This window comes from Streptomyces sp. NPDC057486, assembly GCF_042802415.1.
Lineage (GTDB): Bacteria > Actinomycetota > Actinomycetes > Streptomycetales > Streptomycetaceae > Streptomyces > Streptomyces yanii.
This window is the reverse complement of record NZ_JBHVEE010000035.1, coordinates 32658-48002: the sequence shown is the minus strand read 5'-3', so window position 1 is coordinate 48002 and position 15345 is coordinate 32658. Positions and strand designations below refer to the sequence as shown.

The window sequence follows — 15345 nt, the reverse complement described above, 5'->3', positions numbered from 1 at the left end:
CACCCCCAACCGGGGCCGCGGCTCCTTCGTTTTCGGATACCGATAATACATTCGGAGCGAATTCGGACAGCCCAAAGAAAGCCCCACCCATTTACTTCTCTTTGTATACGGCGCATGTGTTAATGCCGGCCGCCCGCGGTGTTTACGGCATGTTGCGAAGTCCTCACCCGGCCGCCGGAGCGGAGGGCGCGGGCATCGCGGCCCGGAGCACCGCCCGCGCGGCGCAGCCGGTGCGCGGCGGTGGCCCGCTCGGCGTGCTGGGCGGCCAGCGCCCTGGCCCGTTCCGCGTCCCCGCGCGCCACGGCGTCCACGATGGCTCCGTGCTCCGCCCAGGAATCGGCGGGGCGGGCCGACTGCTCGACCGCGTACATCCAGGCGATCTTGTGCCGTAGCTGGGTGAGCAGCGCGATGAGCCCGGGGCTGCCGGACGCCTGGGCGAGCGTCTCGTGGAACCAGCCGCCCAGCGAGCGCAGATCCTCCCCCTCGCCCCGCCGCACCCTCTCCTGCCCCAGCCTGACCAGACCGCGGAGCACCTTGAGGTGCGCCTCGGTGCGGCGTTGCGCGGCACGGGCCGCGCCCAGCGGCTCCAGCAGCATCCGCACCTCCAGAAGGTCGGCGGCCTCCTGCTCGGTGGGCTCGGCAACGCAGGCACCCGCATGTCGGCGAGTGACCACGAAGCCCTCGGACTCCAGGGTGCGCAGCGCTTCCCGCACCGGGACACGGGAGACCCCGTAACGACGCGCGAGCAGCTCCTCGGTGAGTCTGCTGCCGCGTTCGAAGACACCGGAGACGATGTCGTCACGGATTGCCGTGCATACCGATTGCGCCGGAATGCGCATGTCCGAACCTCCGCCTTAATCCCCGCGAAACGCGGCCGATCGACGCCTGTTCTGTGACTCTATTGCAATGCGACTGAATTTCCGATGCCGGGCCGAAAACCATGAATATCTTTTGGCCCGGGGCCGGTTCCGCGGGGCGCTTCGGCAGGGGCGGACGCGACGAAGGCCCCGGCGGGAAACCGGGGCCTTCGGGGTGTTGCGGAGGGAACGTCGGTCAGACGTTCACGCCATGGGCGCGCAGATACGCCACGGGGTCCATGTCGGAGCCGTACGAAGGCGTGGTGCGGGCCTCGAAGTGGAGGTGCGGTCCGGTGGAGTTGCCGGTCGAGCCGGAGAGTCCGATCTGCTGGCCCGCGCCGACGCTCTGGCCGACGGAGACGCCGATCGAGGAGAGGTGACCGTACTGGGTGTACGTGCCGTCAGTCATCCGCAGCACGATGTTGTTGCCGTAGGCGCCGCCCCAGCCCGCCTCGACGACCGTGCCGGCACCGACGGCGACGACGGAGCTGCCGGAGGCCGCGTGGAAGTCGATGCCCGAGTGCCTGCCGGAAGACCAGAGGGCACCGCTCGACTTGTAGCCGGTGGTGACGTACGAACCGGCGACCGGGAGCTGGAAGGAGCCCAGGCGGGTGCGCTCCGCGGAACGGGCGGCGCGGGCCTTCGCGTCGCGGGCCGCCTTGGCGCGGGCCTCGGCCTCGGCCTTGGCCTTCGCCGCCGCCTCGGCCTTCGCCTTGGCTGCCGCGGCGGCCTTCGCCTTCGCGGCTGCGTCGGCCTGGCGCTTCTGCACGTCGGCCTGGGTGGCCACCTGGTCGGCGAGGGCACCCTCGATGGCGATGATCTGGGTCAGGCCCGTCTCACTGACGTCGGGGGCCTCGGCATCCGTGGCGAGGGCCGGAGAGGCCAGTCCACCGATGACGCCGGTGGTCGCCAGCGTCGCGACTCCGGCGATGCGCGCGCTCCTGCGCTTCAGGCGGCTCGGGGCACGGTGCTTCCCGGTGGGGCGGGTGAACGCCATGAAGTAGCTGGTCCTTTCCTTCCTTCTCGCCTACCGGGTTAGCTGACGGGTTCGGAGCAGGAAGGTCTCCTACGGATCCCCGGCCTCACAGGAGGTCGCGGCATCCGATTCACCCCAGGGACTGCGTGGGTCCCCGGCTCCCCGGGCTCGCGCCTGAAGGGGACTCGGCGATCACTGCCCGGCGCCACGGATGCGGCATACGAGTGGCGGACAGTGGAGCCGACGCTAGGCGGGAGCACTTTCATTCACCAAACGGACAGGGCGTTTTGTAGTGCATCCCACAGGGCAAGCGAGAAGCTTTCATCTCAAATCAGACAAAAGGGGAGACCCTGGCGAGAAGCGACTCACCAGGGTCTCCTCTTGTCCCTCTTTGCGGGACTTTGTCACATCAGCCGGTGACGACCGACACCTCTCCGATGCCCAACGCCCTGACCGGCTCCTCGATCTGTGCGGCGTCGCCGACGAGAATCGTGACCAGCCGGTCCACGGGGAAGGCGTTGACCACGGCCGCGGTCGCCTCGACGGTGCCGGTCTCGGCCAGGCGGGCGTACAACTGTGCCTGGTAGTCGTCCGGGAGGTGCTGCTCGACCTGGTCGGCGAGCGTGCCTGCGACGGAGGCAGCCGTCTCGAACTTCAGCGGGGCGACACCCACGAGGTTCTGCACAGCGGTCTCGCGCTCGGCGTCGGTCAGCCCCTCGGCCGCCAGCGTCCGCAGGACCTTCCACAGGTCGTCGAGCGCCGGTCCGGTGGACTCCGTGTCCACCGAGCCGCTGATCGCCAGCATCGCCGCGCCGGTCGCACCGGAGGCGGAGTCCGGGGCCGTCGAGCGCAGGACCTGCCCGAAGGCCCGGACGCCGTAGGTGTACCCCTTCTCCTCGCGCAGCACCCGGTCCAGCCGGGAGGTGAGCGTGCCGCCCAGGCAGTAGGTGCCGAGTACCTGGGCCGGCCACACACTGTCGTGCCGGTCGGCGCCGATGCGGCCGATCAGCAGCTGTGTCTGCACGGCGCCCGGACGGTCGACGATCACCACGCGGCCGGTGTCGTCGGCGGTGATCGGCGGGACCGGACGGGGCTCCACAGTGTTCCCGGTCCAGTCGCCGATGGTGTCGGCGAGCAGGGCGTCCAGGTCGATACCGGTGAGGTCACCGACGACGACGGCGGTCGCGGTGGACGGCCGGACATGGGCCTCGTAGAAGGCGCGCACGGCCGCGGAGTCGATCCGCTCCACCGTCTCCTCGGTGCCCTGGCGCGGGCGCGACATCCGCGACGTGGCCGGGAAGAGCTCCTTGGAGAGCTGCTTGGCGGCACGCCGGGCCGGGTTGGCCTGCTCGTGCGGAATCTCGTCGAGCCGGTTGTTCACCAGTCGCTCGACCTCGCTGTCGGCGAACGCGGGCGCCCGCAGCGCCTCGGCGATCAGCCCGAGCGCCTTGGCCAGCCGAGAAGCCGGGACCTCCAGGGAGACCCGCATGCCGGGATGGTCGGCATGCGCGTCGAGGGTGGCGCCGCAACGCTCCAGCTCGGCGGCGAACTCCTCGGCGGAGTGCTTGTCCGTGCCCTCGGAAAGGGCCCGCGCCATGATCGTGGCCACGCCGTCGAGGCCCTCGGGCTCGGCGTCCAGCGGGGCGTCGAGGAAGATCTCGACCGCGACGACCTGCTGGCCGGGACGGTGACAGCGCAGCACCGTCAGGCCGTTGGGCAGGGCGCCGCGCTCGGGGGCGGGGAAGGCCCAGGGCCTGGCCGTGCCGGGGGCCGGCTGCGGGTGGTACTCCATCGAAACTCCAGTCGCGGCAGCGTCGGTCACTTGTCCGCCCCTTCGTGCGCGTCGGTGTCGGTGTCCGTCTCGTCGGCTTCCGCGTCGGCGGATTCGGCCGGCTCGACCGGCTCGTAGACGAGCACCGCCCGGTTGTCGGGACGCAGCTGGGCCCTGGCCGCCGCCTGGACCTCCTCCGCGGTGACGTCGAGGACCCGCCGGACGGCGGTCAGGGCGAGCTGCGGGTCGCCGAACAGCACGGCGAACCGGCAGAGTTCATCGGCGCGGCCCGCGACCGTACCGAGCCGGTCCAGCCACTCGCGCTCCAACTGTGCCTGAGCACGCTCCATTTCCTCGGGCGTGGGGCCCTCGGCGGCGAACCGGGCCAGCTCCTCGTCGACCGCGGCCTCGATCTGCGCCACCTCGACACCGCCGGACGCCTTCACGTCCAGCCAGCCGAGCGAGGGCGCGCCGGCCAGCCGCAGCAGCCCGAAACCTGCCGCAACGGCCGTGCGGTCGCGGCGGACCAGGCGGTTGTGCAGCCGGGAGGACTCGCCGCCGCCGAGCACGGTCAGCGCGAGATCCGCGGCGTCGCACTCCCTGGTGCCGTCGTGCGGCAGCCGGTAGGCGGCCATCAGGGCCCGGGCCGGGACCTCCTCGTGGACCTCTTCGCGCAACTGCTCGCCGATGATCTCGGGGAGCGTGCCGTCGCGCGGCGGCTGCTTGCCGTCGTGGGACGGGATGGAGCCGAAGTACTTCTCGATCCAGGCGAGCGTCTGCTCGGGGTCGATGTCGCCGACGACCGACAGCACCGCGTTGTTGGGTGCGTAGTACGTACGGAAGAAGGTCCGCGCGTCGTCGAGCGTCGCCGCGTCCAGGTCGGCCATCGAGCCGATCGGGGTGTGGTGGTACGGGTGGCCCTCGGGATAGGCGAGGGCGGTCAGCCTCTCGAACGCCGTGCCGTACGGAACGTTGTCGTACCGCTGACGGCGCTCGTTCTTGACGACGTCCCGCTGGTTCTCCATGGACTCGTCGTCGAGCGCGGCGAGCAGCGAGCCCATCCGGTCGGCTTCGAGCCACAGGGCCAGTTCAAGCTGATGCGTGGGCATCGTCTCGAAGTAGTTGGTGCGTTCGAAGCTGGTCGTCCCGTTGAGGGAGCCGCCGGCTCCCTGCACCAGCTCGAAGTGTCCGTTCCCCTTGACCTGTCCGGAGCCCTGGAACATCAGGTGCTCGAAAAGGTGAGCCAGTCCCGTGCGCCCCTTGACCTCGTGGCGCGACCCGACGTCGTACCAGAGGCACACCGCGGCGACCGGGGTCAGATGGTCCTCGGAGAGCACCACGCGCAGGCCGTTGGCCAGGCGGTGCTCGGTCGCTGTCAAGCCGCCGGAGCCGGCCTGGGCTGTGGCCGTGTGACCCATGGGCATGTACGTCCCTTCGATCGCGATACTGGATTTCCTGCGAGACCTGCCACTGTAAGCAAGCGCACCGACACCTGGCGAAGTTCCCGTGCCGTGGAAGTTCGCGTGAAAGAGCGCCAGGTCCTGTCCGGCCGGTCTCGTGGATCGGTCCGCGGCGTATGGTGCGGTGCATCGCAAGGTGGAGGATCGTGCTCGTACTGGACGTACGTGGACGACCGAAGCCAACGCGGCGAGGTGCCGTGCCGGACGTCGCGGGCCCACGAAGACCGGTCGGACAGGGCCTGAGGGCTGTCCCGCAATCCCTGGCGGGCGCACGACGACAGCTACGGCACCTCGCTGCCGCGTCGGAACGCCCGAATGCGCCCGGTATGAGGACGGTCCTCCGCCTTGCGATGCACCGCATCCGACGTCGCACGCTGTTCCGCCAGGGATTACGGGACTGTCCTTAGGGACGGGTCGAGGTCGGCGTTGTCAGTGCGGCGGTCCACAATGGTCCGCGTCAGAACCAGAGGTTGCCCGAACGAATCTGTGAAGGAGTCGCAGCAGCGATGGCCCGCCGCAGTACGAAGACCCCGCCGCCGGACGACTTCGAGGAGAAGATCCTCGACATCGACGTCGTCGACGAAATGCAGGGCTCCTTCCTCGAGTACGCGTACTCGGTGATCTACTCACGGGCCCTGCCGGACGCCCGCGACGGCATGAAGCCGGTGCACCGCCGCATCGTGTACCAGATGAACGAGATGGGGCTGCGCCCCGACCGCGGCTATGTGAAGTGTGCCCGCGTCGTCGGCGAGGTCATGGGCAAGCTGCACCCGCACGGCGACGCGTCGATCTACGACGCGCTGGTCCGGATGGCGCAGCCGTTCTCGATGCGGCTCCCCCTCGTCGACGGGCACGGCAACTTCGGCTCGCTCGGCAACGACGACCCGCCCGCCGCCATGCGGTACACCGAGTGCCGGATGGCCGACGCCACGTCGCTGATGACGGAGTCGATCGACGAGGACACCGTCGATTTCCAGTCGAATTACGACGGCCAGGAGCAGGAGCCGGTCGCCCTCCCGGCCGCGTATCCGAACCTCCTGGTCAACGGCTCGTCCGGGATCGCGGTCGGCATGGCGACCAATATGCCGCCGCACAACCTGGGCGAGGTCATCGCCGCCGCCCGCCATCTGATCAGGCATCCGGGCGCGGACCTGGAGACCCTGATGCGGTTCGTCCCCGGACCCGACCTGCCGACCGGTGGCCGGATCGTGGGCCTCGGCGGGATCAAGGACGCGTACGCGGCCGGGCGTGGCACCTTCAAGATCCGTGCCACGGTCGCCGTGGAGAACGTGACGGCCCGCCGCAAGGGCCTGGTCGTCACCGAACTGCCCTTCTCCGTCGGCCCGGAGAAGGTGATCTCCAAGATCAAGGACCTGGTCTCGGTGAAGAAGCTCCAGGGCATCGCCGATGTCAAGGACCTCACCGACCGCGAGCACGGCCTGCGCCTGGTCATCGAGGTCAAGAACGGCTTCGTGCCCGAGGCCGTGCTGGAACAGCTCTACAAGCTGACGCCGATGGAGGAGTCCTTCGGCATCAACAACGTGGCGCTGGTCGACGGACAGCCGCTCACGCTGGGCCTCAAGGAGCTCCTCGAGGTCTACCTCGACCACCGCTTCGACGTGGTGCGTCGCCGCAGCGAGTTCCGCCGGACCAAGCGCCGGGACCGGCTGCACCTGGTCGAGGGCCTGCTCGTCGCGCTGATCGACATCGACGAGGTCATCCGGCTCATCCGGTCCAGCGACAATTCCGCGCAGGCCAAGGAGCGGCTCATCGAGCACTTCTCGCTGAGCGAGATCCAGACGCAGTACATCCTGGACACCCCGCTGCGCCGGCTGACCCGGTTCGACCGGATCGAGCTGGAGAGCGAGCGGGACCGGCTCAACGTCGAGATCGACCAGCTGACGACGATCCTCGAATCGGACGCCGAGCTCCGCAAGCTGGTCTCCACCGAACTGGCCGCGGTCGCGAAGAAGTTCGGTACCGACCGGCGTACGGTGCTGCTGGAGTCGGCCGGTGCGCAGGTCGCCTCGGTGCCGCTGGAGGTCGCGGACGACCCGTGCCGGGTGCTGCTGTCCTCGACCGGTCTGCTGGCCCGTACGGCCACCGGCGACCCGATCGTCGTCGCCGAGGACGCCAAGCGCACCAAGCACGACGTGATCGTGTCGGCCGTGCCGGCAACGGCGCGTGGCGATGTCGGCGTGGTGACGTCGACAGGGCGGCTGCTGCGGCTCGCGGTGATCGACCTGCCCCAGCTGCCGGACACCCATGCCGCGCCGAATCTTTCGGGCGGGGCACAGGTCTCGGAGTTCCTCACGCTGGAGACCGGTGAGGAGGTCATCTGCCTCACCACGCTCGACGAGTCCTCCCCCGGCCTGGCGATCGGCACCCTGCAGGGCGTCGTCAAGCGGGTGGTGCCGGACTATCCGGCCAACAAGGACGAGCTGGAGGTCATCACCCTCAAGGACGGTGACCGGATCGTCGGCGCCGCCGAACTGCGTACGGGCGAGGAGGACCTCGTCTTCATCACGTCCGACGCACAGCTGCTGCGCTACCCGGCGGCCCAGGTACGGCCGCAGGGCCGGCCGGCGGGCGGCATGGCAGGTGTGAAGCTGGCGGAGGGCGCCGAGGTGCTCTCGTTCGGCGCGGTGGACCCGGCGGCGGACGCGATGGTGTTCACGGTGGCGAGCTCGCACGGCACGCTGGACGACTCGGTGGTGACGGCGAAGCTCACGCCGTTCGACCAGTACCCGCGCAAGGGCCGGGCCACCGGCGGCGTGCGCTGTCAGCGCTTCCTCAAGGGGGAGGACGTCCTGGTGTTCGCCTGGGCGGGTGCGGTCCCGGCACGGGCGGCGCAGAAGAACGGCACCCCGTCCGAACTGCCGGAACCGGATCCGCGGCGCGACGGTTCGGGGACGCCGCTGGCCAAGCCGGTCGCGGTGATCGCCGGACCGGTGTAGCCGACGGGATTCCGTCGATCGGTTTCAGTCGGCCGGCTGTTGTACGTAGCGCAGGACGCCCCACATGCTCTGCTCATGTGCGGCGTCCTGCGCCATGTCCGGCGCCGGCCCGGCTTCCACCGGCGGTTCGGCGCTCTCGCGGCAGTCGGCCAGTTCCTTGTGCAGGGCGTCCGGGGCGATGCCGGAACCGATCAGCACCAGCTGGGTGAGGCGCGGTTCGTCGCGCCTCCAGGGCTGCGGGGTGAACCTCAGGAATCGGCCGACCGCATGCACCTCGTACTTGTTGCCGCGGTCTCCCGCGCCGAAGTCGACGTACCCCTTGATCCGGTAGAGGCCCTCCGGCCGCGAGTCGAGAAATTCCATCGTTCGGCGGGGGTTCATGGGTACATCGGCGCTGAACGAGACACTCTCGTACGTGGCGTGCAGATGCCCCGCGTGCGTCCCGACGCCCTCCTCGTCCAGCAGGAGGTCCTCGAAGGAGAGCTGACGCATCCGCTCCTCGCCGTCCGGCCGCAGCGCCGGGTCGAAGAGCAGCTCCGGGTCGATGCGTCCGTACGCGGTGGGGACAACGGCCGCCCTGCTGCCGGTCGCCGCAACGGCATCCCGGGTCCGGTCCTGCTCCTCGTCCGTGACCCGGTCCGTCTTGTTCAGCACGACGAGATCGGCGACGCCGAGGTGCCGGTCGATCTCCGGATGGCGCTCCCGGACGGCGTCGAACTCGGCGGCGTCGACGAGTTCGACCAGTCCCCCGTACACGATCTGCGGGTTGTCGCTGGCCAGCAGCATGCGCACGAGCTCCTGGGGTTCCGCGAGTCCGCTCGCCTCGATGACGATCACGTCGAGGCCGACGGCGGGGCGGGTCAGCGTCTCCAGGAAGGTGTCGAGTTCGCTCGCGTCGACGGCGCAGCACAGACATCCATTGCCCAGCGAAACAGTCGAGCCGACCTGCCCCGAGACGGTCATGGCATCGATCTCGATCGAACCGAAGTCGTTGACGATCACGCCGATCCGGTTCCCCGCACGGTGCCGGAGCAAGTGGTTGAGCAGGGTCGTCTTGCCGGAACCCAGGAACCCCGCCAGGACGATGACAGGAATCTGCTGCTTGCGGTGCAAAGACGACGGGCTCAACGGTGGCCTTCCTCGGAGGGACCTCAGGGCGCCGGTACCGGCTGCGGCGGGGGCGGACCGATGTAGCGGGCCGCCGGGCGGATGATCTTCGAGTCCTCCGCCTGCTCCAGGATATTGGCGCTCCAGCCGACCACACGCGCCGCACAGAAGGTCGGCGTGAACATCTCACGTGGCAACCCGCACAGCTCCATGACGACCCCGGCGTAGAACTCCACGTTGGTGTGGAGCTCTCGGCCCGGCTTGAGCTCAGCAAGGATCTCTTCGACCTGCCGTTCCACCTCGACGGCGAAGTCGACCAACGGTCCGCCGAAACCCTGGGCGATCCCGCGCAGCATGCCTGAGCGCGGGTCCTCGGTGCGGTAGACGGGATGGCCGAAGCCCATGATCCGCTCGCCCGCCAGCACACGCTCGCGGATCCAGCCGTCGATGCGGTCGGGAGTACCGATCGCGTCCAGGGTGTCGAGCGCCCGGCTGGGCGCTCCACCGTGCAGCGGTCCGGAGAGTGCGCCGACGGCCGCCACCAGGCAGGCGGCGATGTCCGCACCGGTCGAGGCGACGACCCGGCCGGTGAAGGTCGAGGCGTTGAAGCCGTGGTCGACGGTGGAGATCAGGTACTGCTCGACGGCCCTGACGCGGGCGCGGTCCGGCACGGACCCGGTGAGCATGTAGAGGTAGTTGGCGGCGTACGGCAGATCGTCGCGCGGTTCGACCGGTTCGAGGCCCTGCCCGAGCCGGTGCAGTGCGGTCAGCACCGTGGGTACGGCGGCGCAGGCGGCCAGGGCGTCATTGCGGCGTCCCTCGCCGTCGATGTCGTACACCGGGTGGAATCCGGCCGAGGCGCCGAGCAGCGACAGGGCGGTGCGCAGCCCGGCAAGCGGTCCTGAGGCGGCCCCCGCGCGGGCTATGGCCGGCAGGGCGTCCCGTACGTCCGCAGGCAGCCGACGCAGGGCCGCGGTGCGCGCGGCGAAGTCGGCACGGACGGCCGGACCGGGCAGCTCGCCGTGGAACATCAGGTACCAGACGTCCTCGAAGCTGCGGGTCCGTGCGAGTTCGATCGCCGAGTACTGCCAGTAGTGGTAAAAGCCCTCGCGCCCCCGGACGTCACCGAGAGCGGTGTCCGTGACGACGACACCCGCGAGGCCGCGAGGTACATCGAGCGGGGTTCCGTCGGTCATGGTCGGCATCTCTTCCTCCGCGAACTTCGCTGCTGAAGCCAGATCGATATTGATTCGACTGTCTATGATTGACTCTAACCGTGTCAATGTTGATTGAATCAATATGGATACGGTGAGCAGCATGAAGGATCAAGCAGCCCCCGGCGACGGTTCGGCCGGGGCGACCACGGATCGGCTCACCACGCGCGAGACGGCCGAGCGCCTGGGGGTGAAGCCCGAGACGGTGTACGCGTACGTCAGCCGGGGCCAGTTGAGCAGCAGGCGCGCGCCCGGCGGCCGCGGCAGTACGTTCGACGCCGCGGAGGTCGATGCGCTGCTCCGGCGCACCGGACGCAGGGAACCCTCCCCCGTCAACGGAGACCTGGTGTTCCGCACCGGGATCACGCTGATCGAGGGCGACCGGTACTACTTCCGCGGTGTCGACGCGACCGAACTGGCCACGCACTACGCCTACGAGGCGATCGCCGAATGGCTGTGGACCGGTGAGCTCCGGCCAGGCACGCGCTTCACCGCGCCTGCCGAGGCCCTGGCCGCGGCGCGCCGCGCGGTGGGTGCGCTGCCCGCACACAGCGGGTCCACGGACCGGCTGCGGGTCGCGGTCGTGGCCGCGGCCACCGCGGATCCGCTGCGCTTCGACCTCTCCCCCCAGGCGGTGCTCGGCAGCGCGCGAAGCCTGATTCCCACCCTGGTCGACGCGCTGCCGACATCGGCCGGCGCACCGACGACGACCCGCCATGAGGCTGCTTCGCAGACACCCGGGCTGGCACGCCGGCTATGGCCGAAACTCACCGCCCACCCGGCCGACGCGGCGTCGCTCACCGTACTGGACGCGGCTCTCGGCCTGCTGATCGACCATGATCTGGCCGCCTCGACACTGGCCGCCCGCGTCGCCGCATCCGCGCATGCCCATCCGTACGCGGTGGTCTCCGCGGGCCTCGGCGTCCTGGAGGGCCCCCTGCACGGAGCCGCGAGCGGGCTGGCGCACAGGATGCTCGTCGAGGTCCTGGAGCGGGGCAGCGCGGCCCCGGTGGTCGCCGACCATCTCCGCACCGGCCGCAGGGTGCCGGGACTCGGGCACCGGCTCTACACCGCCGAGGATCCGCGGGCGCGAACGCTGTTCGCCCTGCTCGCACAGGTCCCGCAGGCGGCACCCGCGCTGGCCGCGGCGCGCGACGTGGTCACCACGACCGCGCGCCACACCCCGCTGCACGCCAACGTCGACCTGGCGCTCGCCGTGCTCTCGGTCTCGTCCGGCATGTCCGTCGAGGCGGGTGAGACGGTGTTCGCGGTGTCCCGAACAGCGGGCTGGATCGCGCATGCGCTGGAGGAGTACGGGGAACGCCCGCTGCGGATGCGCCCCAGCGGTCAGTACAGCGGCCCTCGCCCCCCTCAGCCCCTGCCCGGTCCGGGATCGGCCACGGCATAGGGGATCGACCGCAATAGATAGCTCATGAGTCGCAAAATATCGACGATCAACCGGAAGTGATTCGTGGGGGCTGTGCGGTGGACCCCCGCACCACCAGTTCCGGTTCGAAGAGCAGCTCGTCGGAGGGCACGGCCCGGCCCCCGATCTGCACGGAGAGCAGCTCGACGGCGGCGCGCCCCATCGCTTCGATCGGCTGCCGGACCGTGGTCAGCGGCGGCTCGGTGCAGTTCATGAAGGCCGAGTCGTCGTACCCGACCACCGAGACATCGGCGGGCACGGAGAGGCCGCGGCGGCGGGCCGCGCGCACGGCGCCGAGCGCGAGCGGGTCGCTGGCACAGATGATGCCGGTGACCCCCTGGTCCAGCAGGCGCATGGCCGCGGCCTGCCCGCCCTCCAGCGAGAACATGGCCCTCGCCACCCACTCGTCCGGCACGGTGGTGCCGGCCGCCCGGGCGAGCGCGCGGGCGGCCGCGAGCTTGCGCTGCGAGGGCACGTGGTCGGAGGGACCGAGCACCAGGCCGATGCGCTCGTGGCCGAGCGAGACCAGGTGACGCCACGCCTGCTCGACGGCGACCGAGTCGTCGCAGGACACCCCGGGGAAGCCGAGGTGCTCGATGGCCGCGTTGATCAGCACGACCGGGATCCTGCGGTCGGCCAGCACCCTGTAGTGATCGTGCGGGGCGTCCGCCTGGTGGTAGAGCCCGCCCGCGAAGACCACACCCGACACCTGCTGCTGCAGAAGCAGCTCCACGTAGTCGGCCTCGGAGACGCCCCCCTTGGTCTGGGTGCACAGGACGGGGGTCAGCCCCTGCTGGGCGAGCGCACCGCCGACGACCTCGGCGAAGGCCGGGAAGATCGGGTTCTGCAGCTCCGGCAGGACCAGTCCGACCAGTCGGGCCCGCTCGCCTCGCAGCTGGGTCGGACGCTCGTAACCGAGGACGTCGAGCGCGGAGAGGACGGCCTTCCGGGTGGCGTCGGAGACTCCGGGCTTGCCGTTGAGCACCCGGCTGACCGTGGCCTCGCTGACTCCCACCTTCTGTGCCACCTGAGCAAGTCGTCGCGTCATACACGCAAGATTAGCGAAAAAAACGCAAGCGGATTGCGTGGAGTTGGAAAGAAGAGAGATTTCAGGAAGCGCAGGGCGGCGTTTTACCTTCATACGATGAGCGCCCCACAGCCCACCCCCCGGAGACCGCGACGGCTCGGCTGGCCGCAGCGGGTCTTCTCCCAGGTGCTGCTGATGCAGCTCGCCATCGCCACCGGCGTCACCGTACTCGCCACCGGCCTCTTCCTGGCACCCCTCAGCACGCAGCTCGACGACGAGGCGATGCGCCGTGCGCTCGCCATCGCGCAGAGCACGGCGGCCCAGCCGCAGATCGCCGAGTCCCTGCTCACCACGGCACCTGTGCCCGGGGGGCCCGTGCAATCCGCCACGGAGCGGATCAGGCGGTCCACCGGCGCCGAGTACGTCGTCGTCATGGACCGGCACGGGGTGCGCTGGTCGCACACCGACACCCGCCGGATCGGCAAGGTCGTCTCGACCGACCCCAGTGAGGCGCTCGCGGGCGGAGAGATCATGGAGATCGACAGCGGTACGCTCGGCCGCTCGGCACGCGGCAAGGTGCCGCTCCGCGACAACGCGGACCACATCGTCGGAGCGGTCTCGGTCGGCATCGCGTACGACAGTGTCCGCGCCCGGCTCCTGGCAGCGATCCCGGGGCTGCTCGCCTACGCGGGCGGGGCGCTCGCCGTCGGGGCGCTGGCTGCGTACCTGATCTCCCGCCGCATCCAGCGACAGACCCACGACCTGGCGTTCTCCGACATCTCCGCGCTGCTGACCGAGCGTGAGGCGATGCTGCACAGCATCCGCGAAGGCGTCGTCGCACTGGACCGTACGGGACGCATCCGGCTGCTGAACGACGAGGCGCAGCGGCTGCTGGGGCTCGGCTCCGACGCCGCGGGCCGCCCGCTCGACGACGTGCTCGGCCGGGGGCGGACCGCGGACGTGCTTGCCGGCCGAGTGGTGGGCGACGATCTGCTGACCGTGCGCGGCAACAGGGTGCTGCTCGCCAACCGGATGCCGACCGCCGACGGAGGCGCCGTCGCCACCCTCCGCGACCGCACCGAACTCGAACACCTCGGCCGCGAGCTCGACTCCACCCGCGGTCTGATCGACGCCCTGCGCGCACAGGACCACGAGCACGCCAACCGGCTGCACACCCTCCTGGGGCTGCTGGAGCTGGACATGCACGAGGACGCGATGGAGTTCGTCACCGAGGTCGTCGGCGTCCACCGGGCCACCGCCGAGCAGGTCACCGAGAAGGTCCGCGATCCGCTGCTGGCCGCCCTGCTGGTCGGCAAGGCGACGGTCGCCGCGGAGCGCGGCGTATCGCTGCGCATGGCCCCCGGCACGCTGCTCCCCGACCGGCTGGTGGACCCGCGCGGGCTGGTCACCGTCGTCGGGAACCTCGTCGACAACGCCCTGGACGCAGCCGCCGGATCGGACGACCCTCTGATCGAGGTGGGGCTACGGACGGACGGCCGTACGGTGGTGCTGCGGGTCCGCGACAGCGGCCCCGGCGTCCCTCCCGAGCATCGCGAATCGGTCTTCACGGAGGGCTGGTCGACCAAGGAACTCCCGGCGCACGGCAAGCGTGGTCTGGGTCTCGCGATGGTACGGCGGCTGGCCGAACGACAGGGGGGCAGCGCCACCGTGGACGGTCCGCCGGAAGGCGGCGCCGAGTTCACTGTCGTACTGCCCGAGGCACTCACCGAACCGGGTCTCACGGACACACAGCTTCCGGAGCCGGATCTCACGGGAGGAGTTCAGTGATCCAGGTCCTGGTCGTGGACGACGACATCCGGGTCGCGCGGATCAACGCGGCGTATGTCTCGAAGGTGCCCGGCTTCCGGGTGGCGGCGCAGGCGCACAGCGCCGCCGAGGCCCTGGCCGCGGTCGAGTCGCAGCCCGTGGATCTCGTCCTGCTCGACCACTACATGCCCGACCGCAATGGCCTGACCGTGGTGCGCGAGCTGCGCAGGCTCGGTCACCGCACTGACGTGATCATGGTGACTGCGGCGCGTGACGTCGCCACCGTCCAGGAGGCCATGCGGCACGGCGCGCTCCAGTACCTGGTGAAGCCGTTCACCTACGCGGGGCTGCGTACCAAGCTGGAGGCGTACGCGGCGCTGCACCACACTCTGGAGGGCGGCGGCGAGGCCGAGCAGGGAGACGTGGACCGGCTCTTCGGCGCTCTGTGGGCGGCGGGCGAACCCGACCTGCCCAAGGGGCACTCCCCCACCACTGCGGAACTGGTCCGCCAGGCGCTCAAGGGGGCCGAGGGGCCGCTCTCCGCACAGGAGATCGCGGAGAGCGCCGGAATGAGCCGGCAGACCGCGCAGCGCTACCTGAAGCTGTTGGAGCGGACGGGTCGGGTGCGGCTGACACTGCGGTACGGCGAGACAGGCCGCCCGGAACACCGCTACACCTGGGCCTCGGGCTCCTAGGAAATTCCTGCGGGACGGACCGCCGACCCGCGTCCGCCACAGTCCGGTCCCGCATTCCTGGCCCGGCTCGTCCGCCGACCGCCGCGCC

Annotated in this window: 11 protein-coding genes and 1 riboswitch; of the genes, 4 read left to right on the top strand and 7 right to left on the bottom strand. The window is 70.3% G+C overall.

The annotated features are described in order from the left end of the window. Positions 1 to 119 precede the first annotated feature (119 nt). From ACFU6I_RS18555 to ACFU6I_RS18540, 4 genes are all read right to left on the bottom strand, one after another. Positions 120 to 839 carry a GntR family transcriptional regulator gene (locus ACFU6I_RS18555; protein WP_384367565.1) on the bottom strand — a complete coding sequence of 240 codons (720 nt, stop codon included), beginning with the start codon at positions 837 to 839 and terminating at the stop codon, positions 120 to 122. Between the two features lie 214 nt (positions 840 to 1053). Next, positions 1054 to 1854: a M23 family metallopeptidase gene (locus tag ACFU6I_RS18550; RefSeq protein WP_384367562.1), complete on the bottom strand. Its 801-nt coding sequence runs from the start codon at positions 1852 to 1854 to the stop codon at positions 1054 to 1056. 12 nt (positions 1855 to 1866) lie between these two features. After that, positions 1867 to 2034, bottom strand: a riboswitch (cyclic di-AMP (ydaO/yuaA leader). 208 nt (positions 2035 to 2242) lie between these two features. Continuing rightward, positions 2243 to 3625: a M16 family metallopeptidase gene (locus ACFU6I_RS18545; protein ID WP_384367625.1), complete on the bottom strand. Its 1383-nt coding sequence runs from the start codon at positions 3623 to 3625 to the stop codon at positions 2243 to 2245. A 26-nt stretch (positions 3626 to 3651) separates the two neighbouring features. Continuing rightward, positions 3652 to 5028, bottom strand: coding sequence for a M16 family metallopeptidase (locus ACFU6I_RS18540; RefSeq protein WP_384367557.1), 1377 nt, complete (start codon positions 5026 to 5028; stop codon positions 3652 to 3654). Between the two features lie 542 nt (positions 5029 to 5570). On the opposite strand from ACFU6I_RS18540, the gene ACFU6I_RS18535 reads away from it, so the two are divergent. Continuing rightward, positions 5571 to 8021 (top strand): DNA topoisomerase (ATP-hydrolyzing) subunit A, encoded by a 2451-nt coding sequence (locus tag ACFU6I_RS18535; RefSeq protein ID WP_384367554.1) that lies wholly within the window; start codon positions 5571 to 5573, stop codon positions 8019 to 8021. Positions 8022 to 8045: 24 nt separating this feature from the next. Here ACFU6I_RS18535 and ACFU6I_RS18530 read toward each other — a convergent pair whose 3' ends face one another. Together ACFU6I_RS18530 and ACFU6I_RS18525 are read right to left on the bottom strand one after the other, a co-directional pair. Beyond that, positions 8046 to 9149 (bottom strand): CobW family GTP-binding protein, encoded by a 1104-nt coding sequence (locus ACFU6I_RS18530; RefSeq protein ID WP_384367550.1) that lies wholly within the window; start codon positions 9147 to 9149, stop codon positions 8046 to 8048. A 23-nt stretch (positions 9150 to 9172) separates the two neighbouring features. After that, a complete protein-coding gene (locus ACFU6I_RS18525) occupies positions 9173 to 10333 on the bottom strand; it encodes a citrate synthase/methylcitrate synthase (RefSeq protein ID WP_384367547.1) in 1161 nt (386 codons plus the stop codon). Between the two features lie 112 nt (positions 10334 to 10445). Between ACFU6I_RS18525 and ACFU6I_RS18520 the strand changes: the two genes are divergently transcribed. Continuing rightward, the gene (locus tag ACFU6I_RS18520; RefSeq protein ID WP_384367544.1) at positions 10446 to 11750 is read left to right on the top strand and encodes a citrate/2-methylcitrate synthase; all 1305 of its coding nucleotides are present in this window, start codon (positions 10446 to 10448) and stop codon (positions 11748 to 11750) included. Positions 11751 to 11796: 46 nt separating this feature from the next. Here ACFU6I_RS18520 and ACFU6I_RS18515 read toward each other — a convergent pair whose 3' ends face one another. Then, positions 11797 to 12816, bottom strand: coding sequence for a LacI family DNA-binding transcriptional regulator (locus tag ACFU6I_RS18515; protein ID WP_384367541.1), 1020 nt, complete (start codon positions 12814 to 12816; stop codon positions 11797 to 11799). 96 nt (positions 12817 to 12912) lie between these two features. On the opposite strand from ACFU6I_RS18515, the gene ACFU6I_RS18510 reads away from it, so the two are divergent. Together ACFU6I_RS18510 and ACFU6I_RS18505 are read left to right on the top strand one after the other, a co-directional pair. Continuing rightward, positions 12913 to 14583, top strand: a complete 1671-nt coding sequence (locus ACFU6I_RS18510; RefSeq protein ID WP_384367538.1) for an ATP-binding protein — start codon at positions 12913 to 12915, stop codon at positions 14581 to 14583. Next, positions 14580 to 15257, top strand: a complete 678-nt coding sequence (locus ACFU6I_RS18505) for a response regulator (RefSeq protein ID WP_384367535.1) — start codon at positions 14580 to 14582, stop codon at positions 15255 to 15257. The genes ACFU6I_RS18510 and ACFU6I_RS18505 overlap by 4 nt, the downstream gene beginning before the upstream one ends. Positions 15258 to 15345 lie beyond the last annotated feature (88 nt).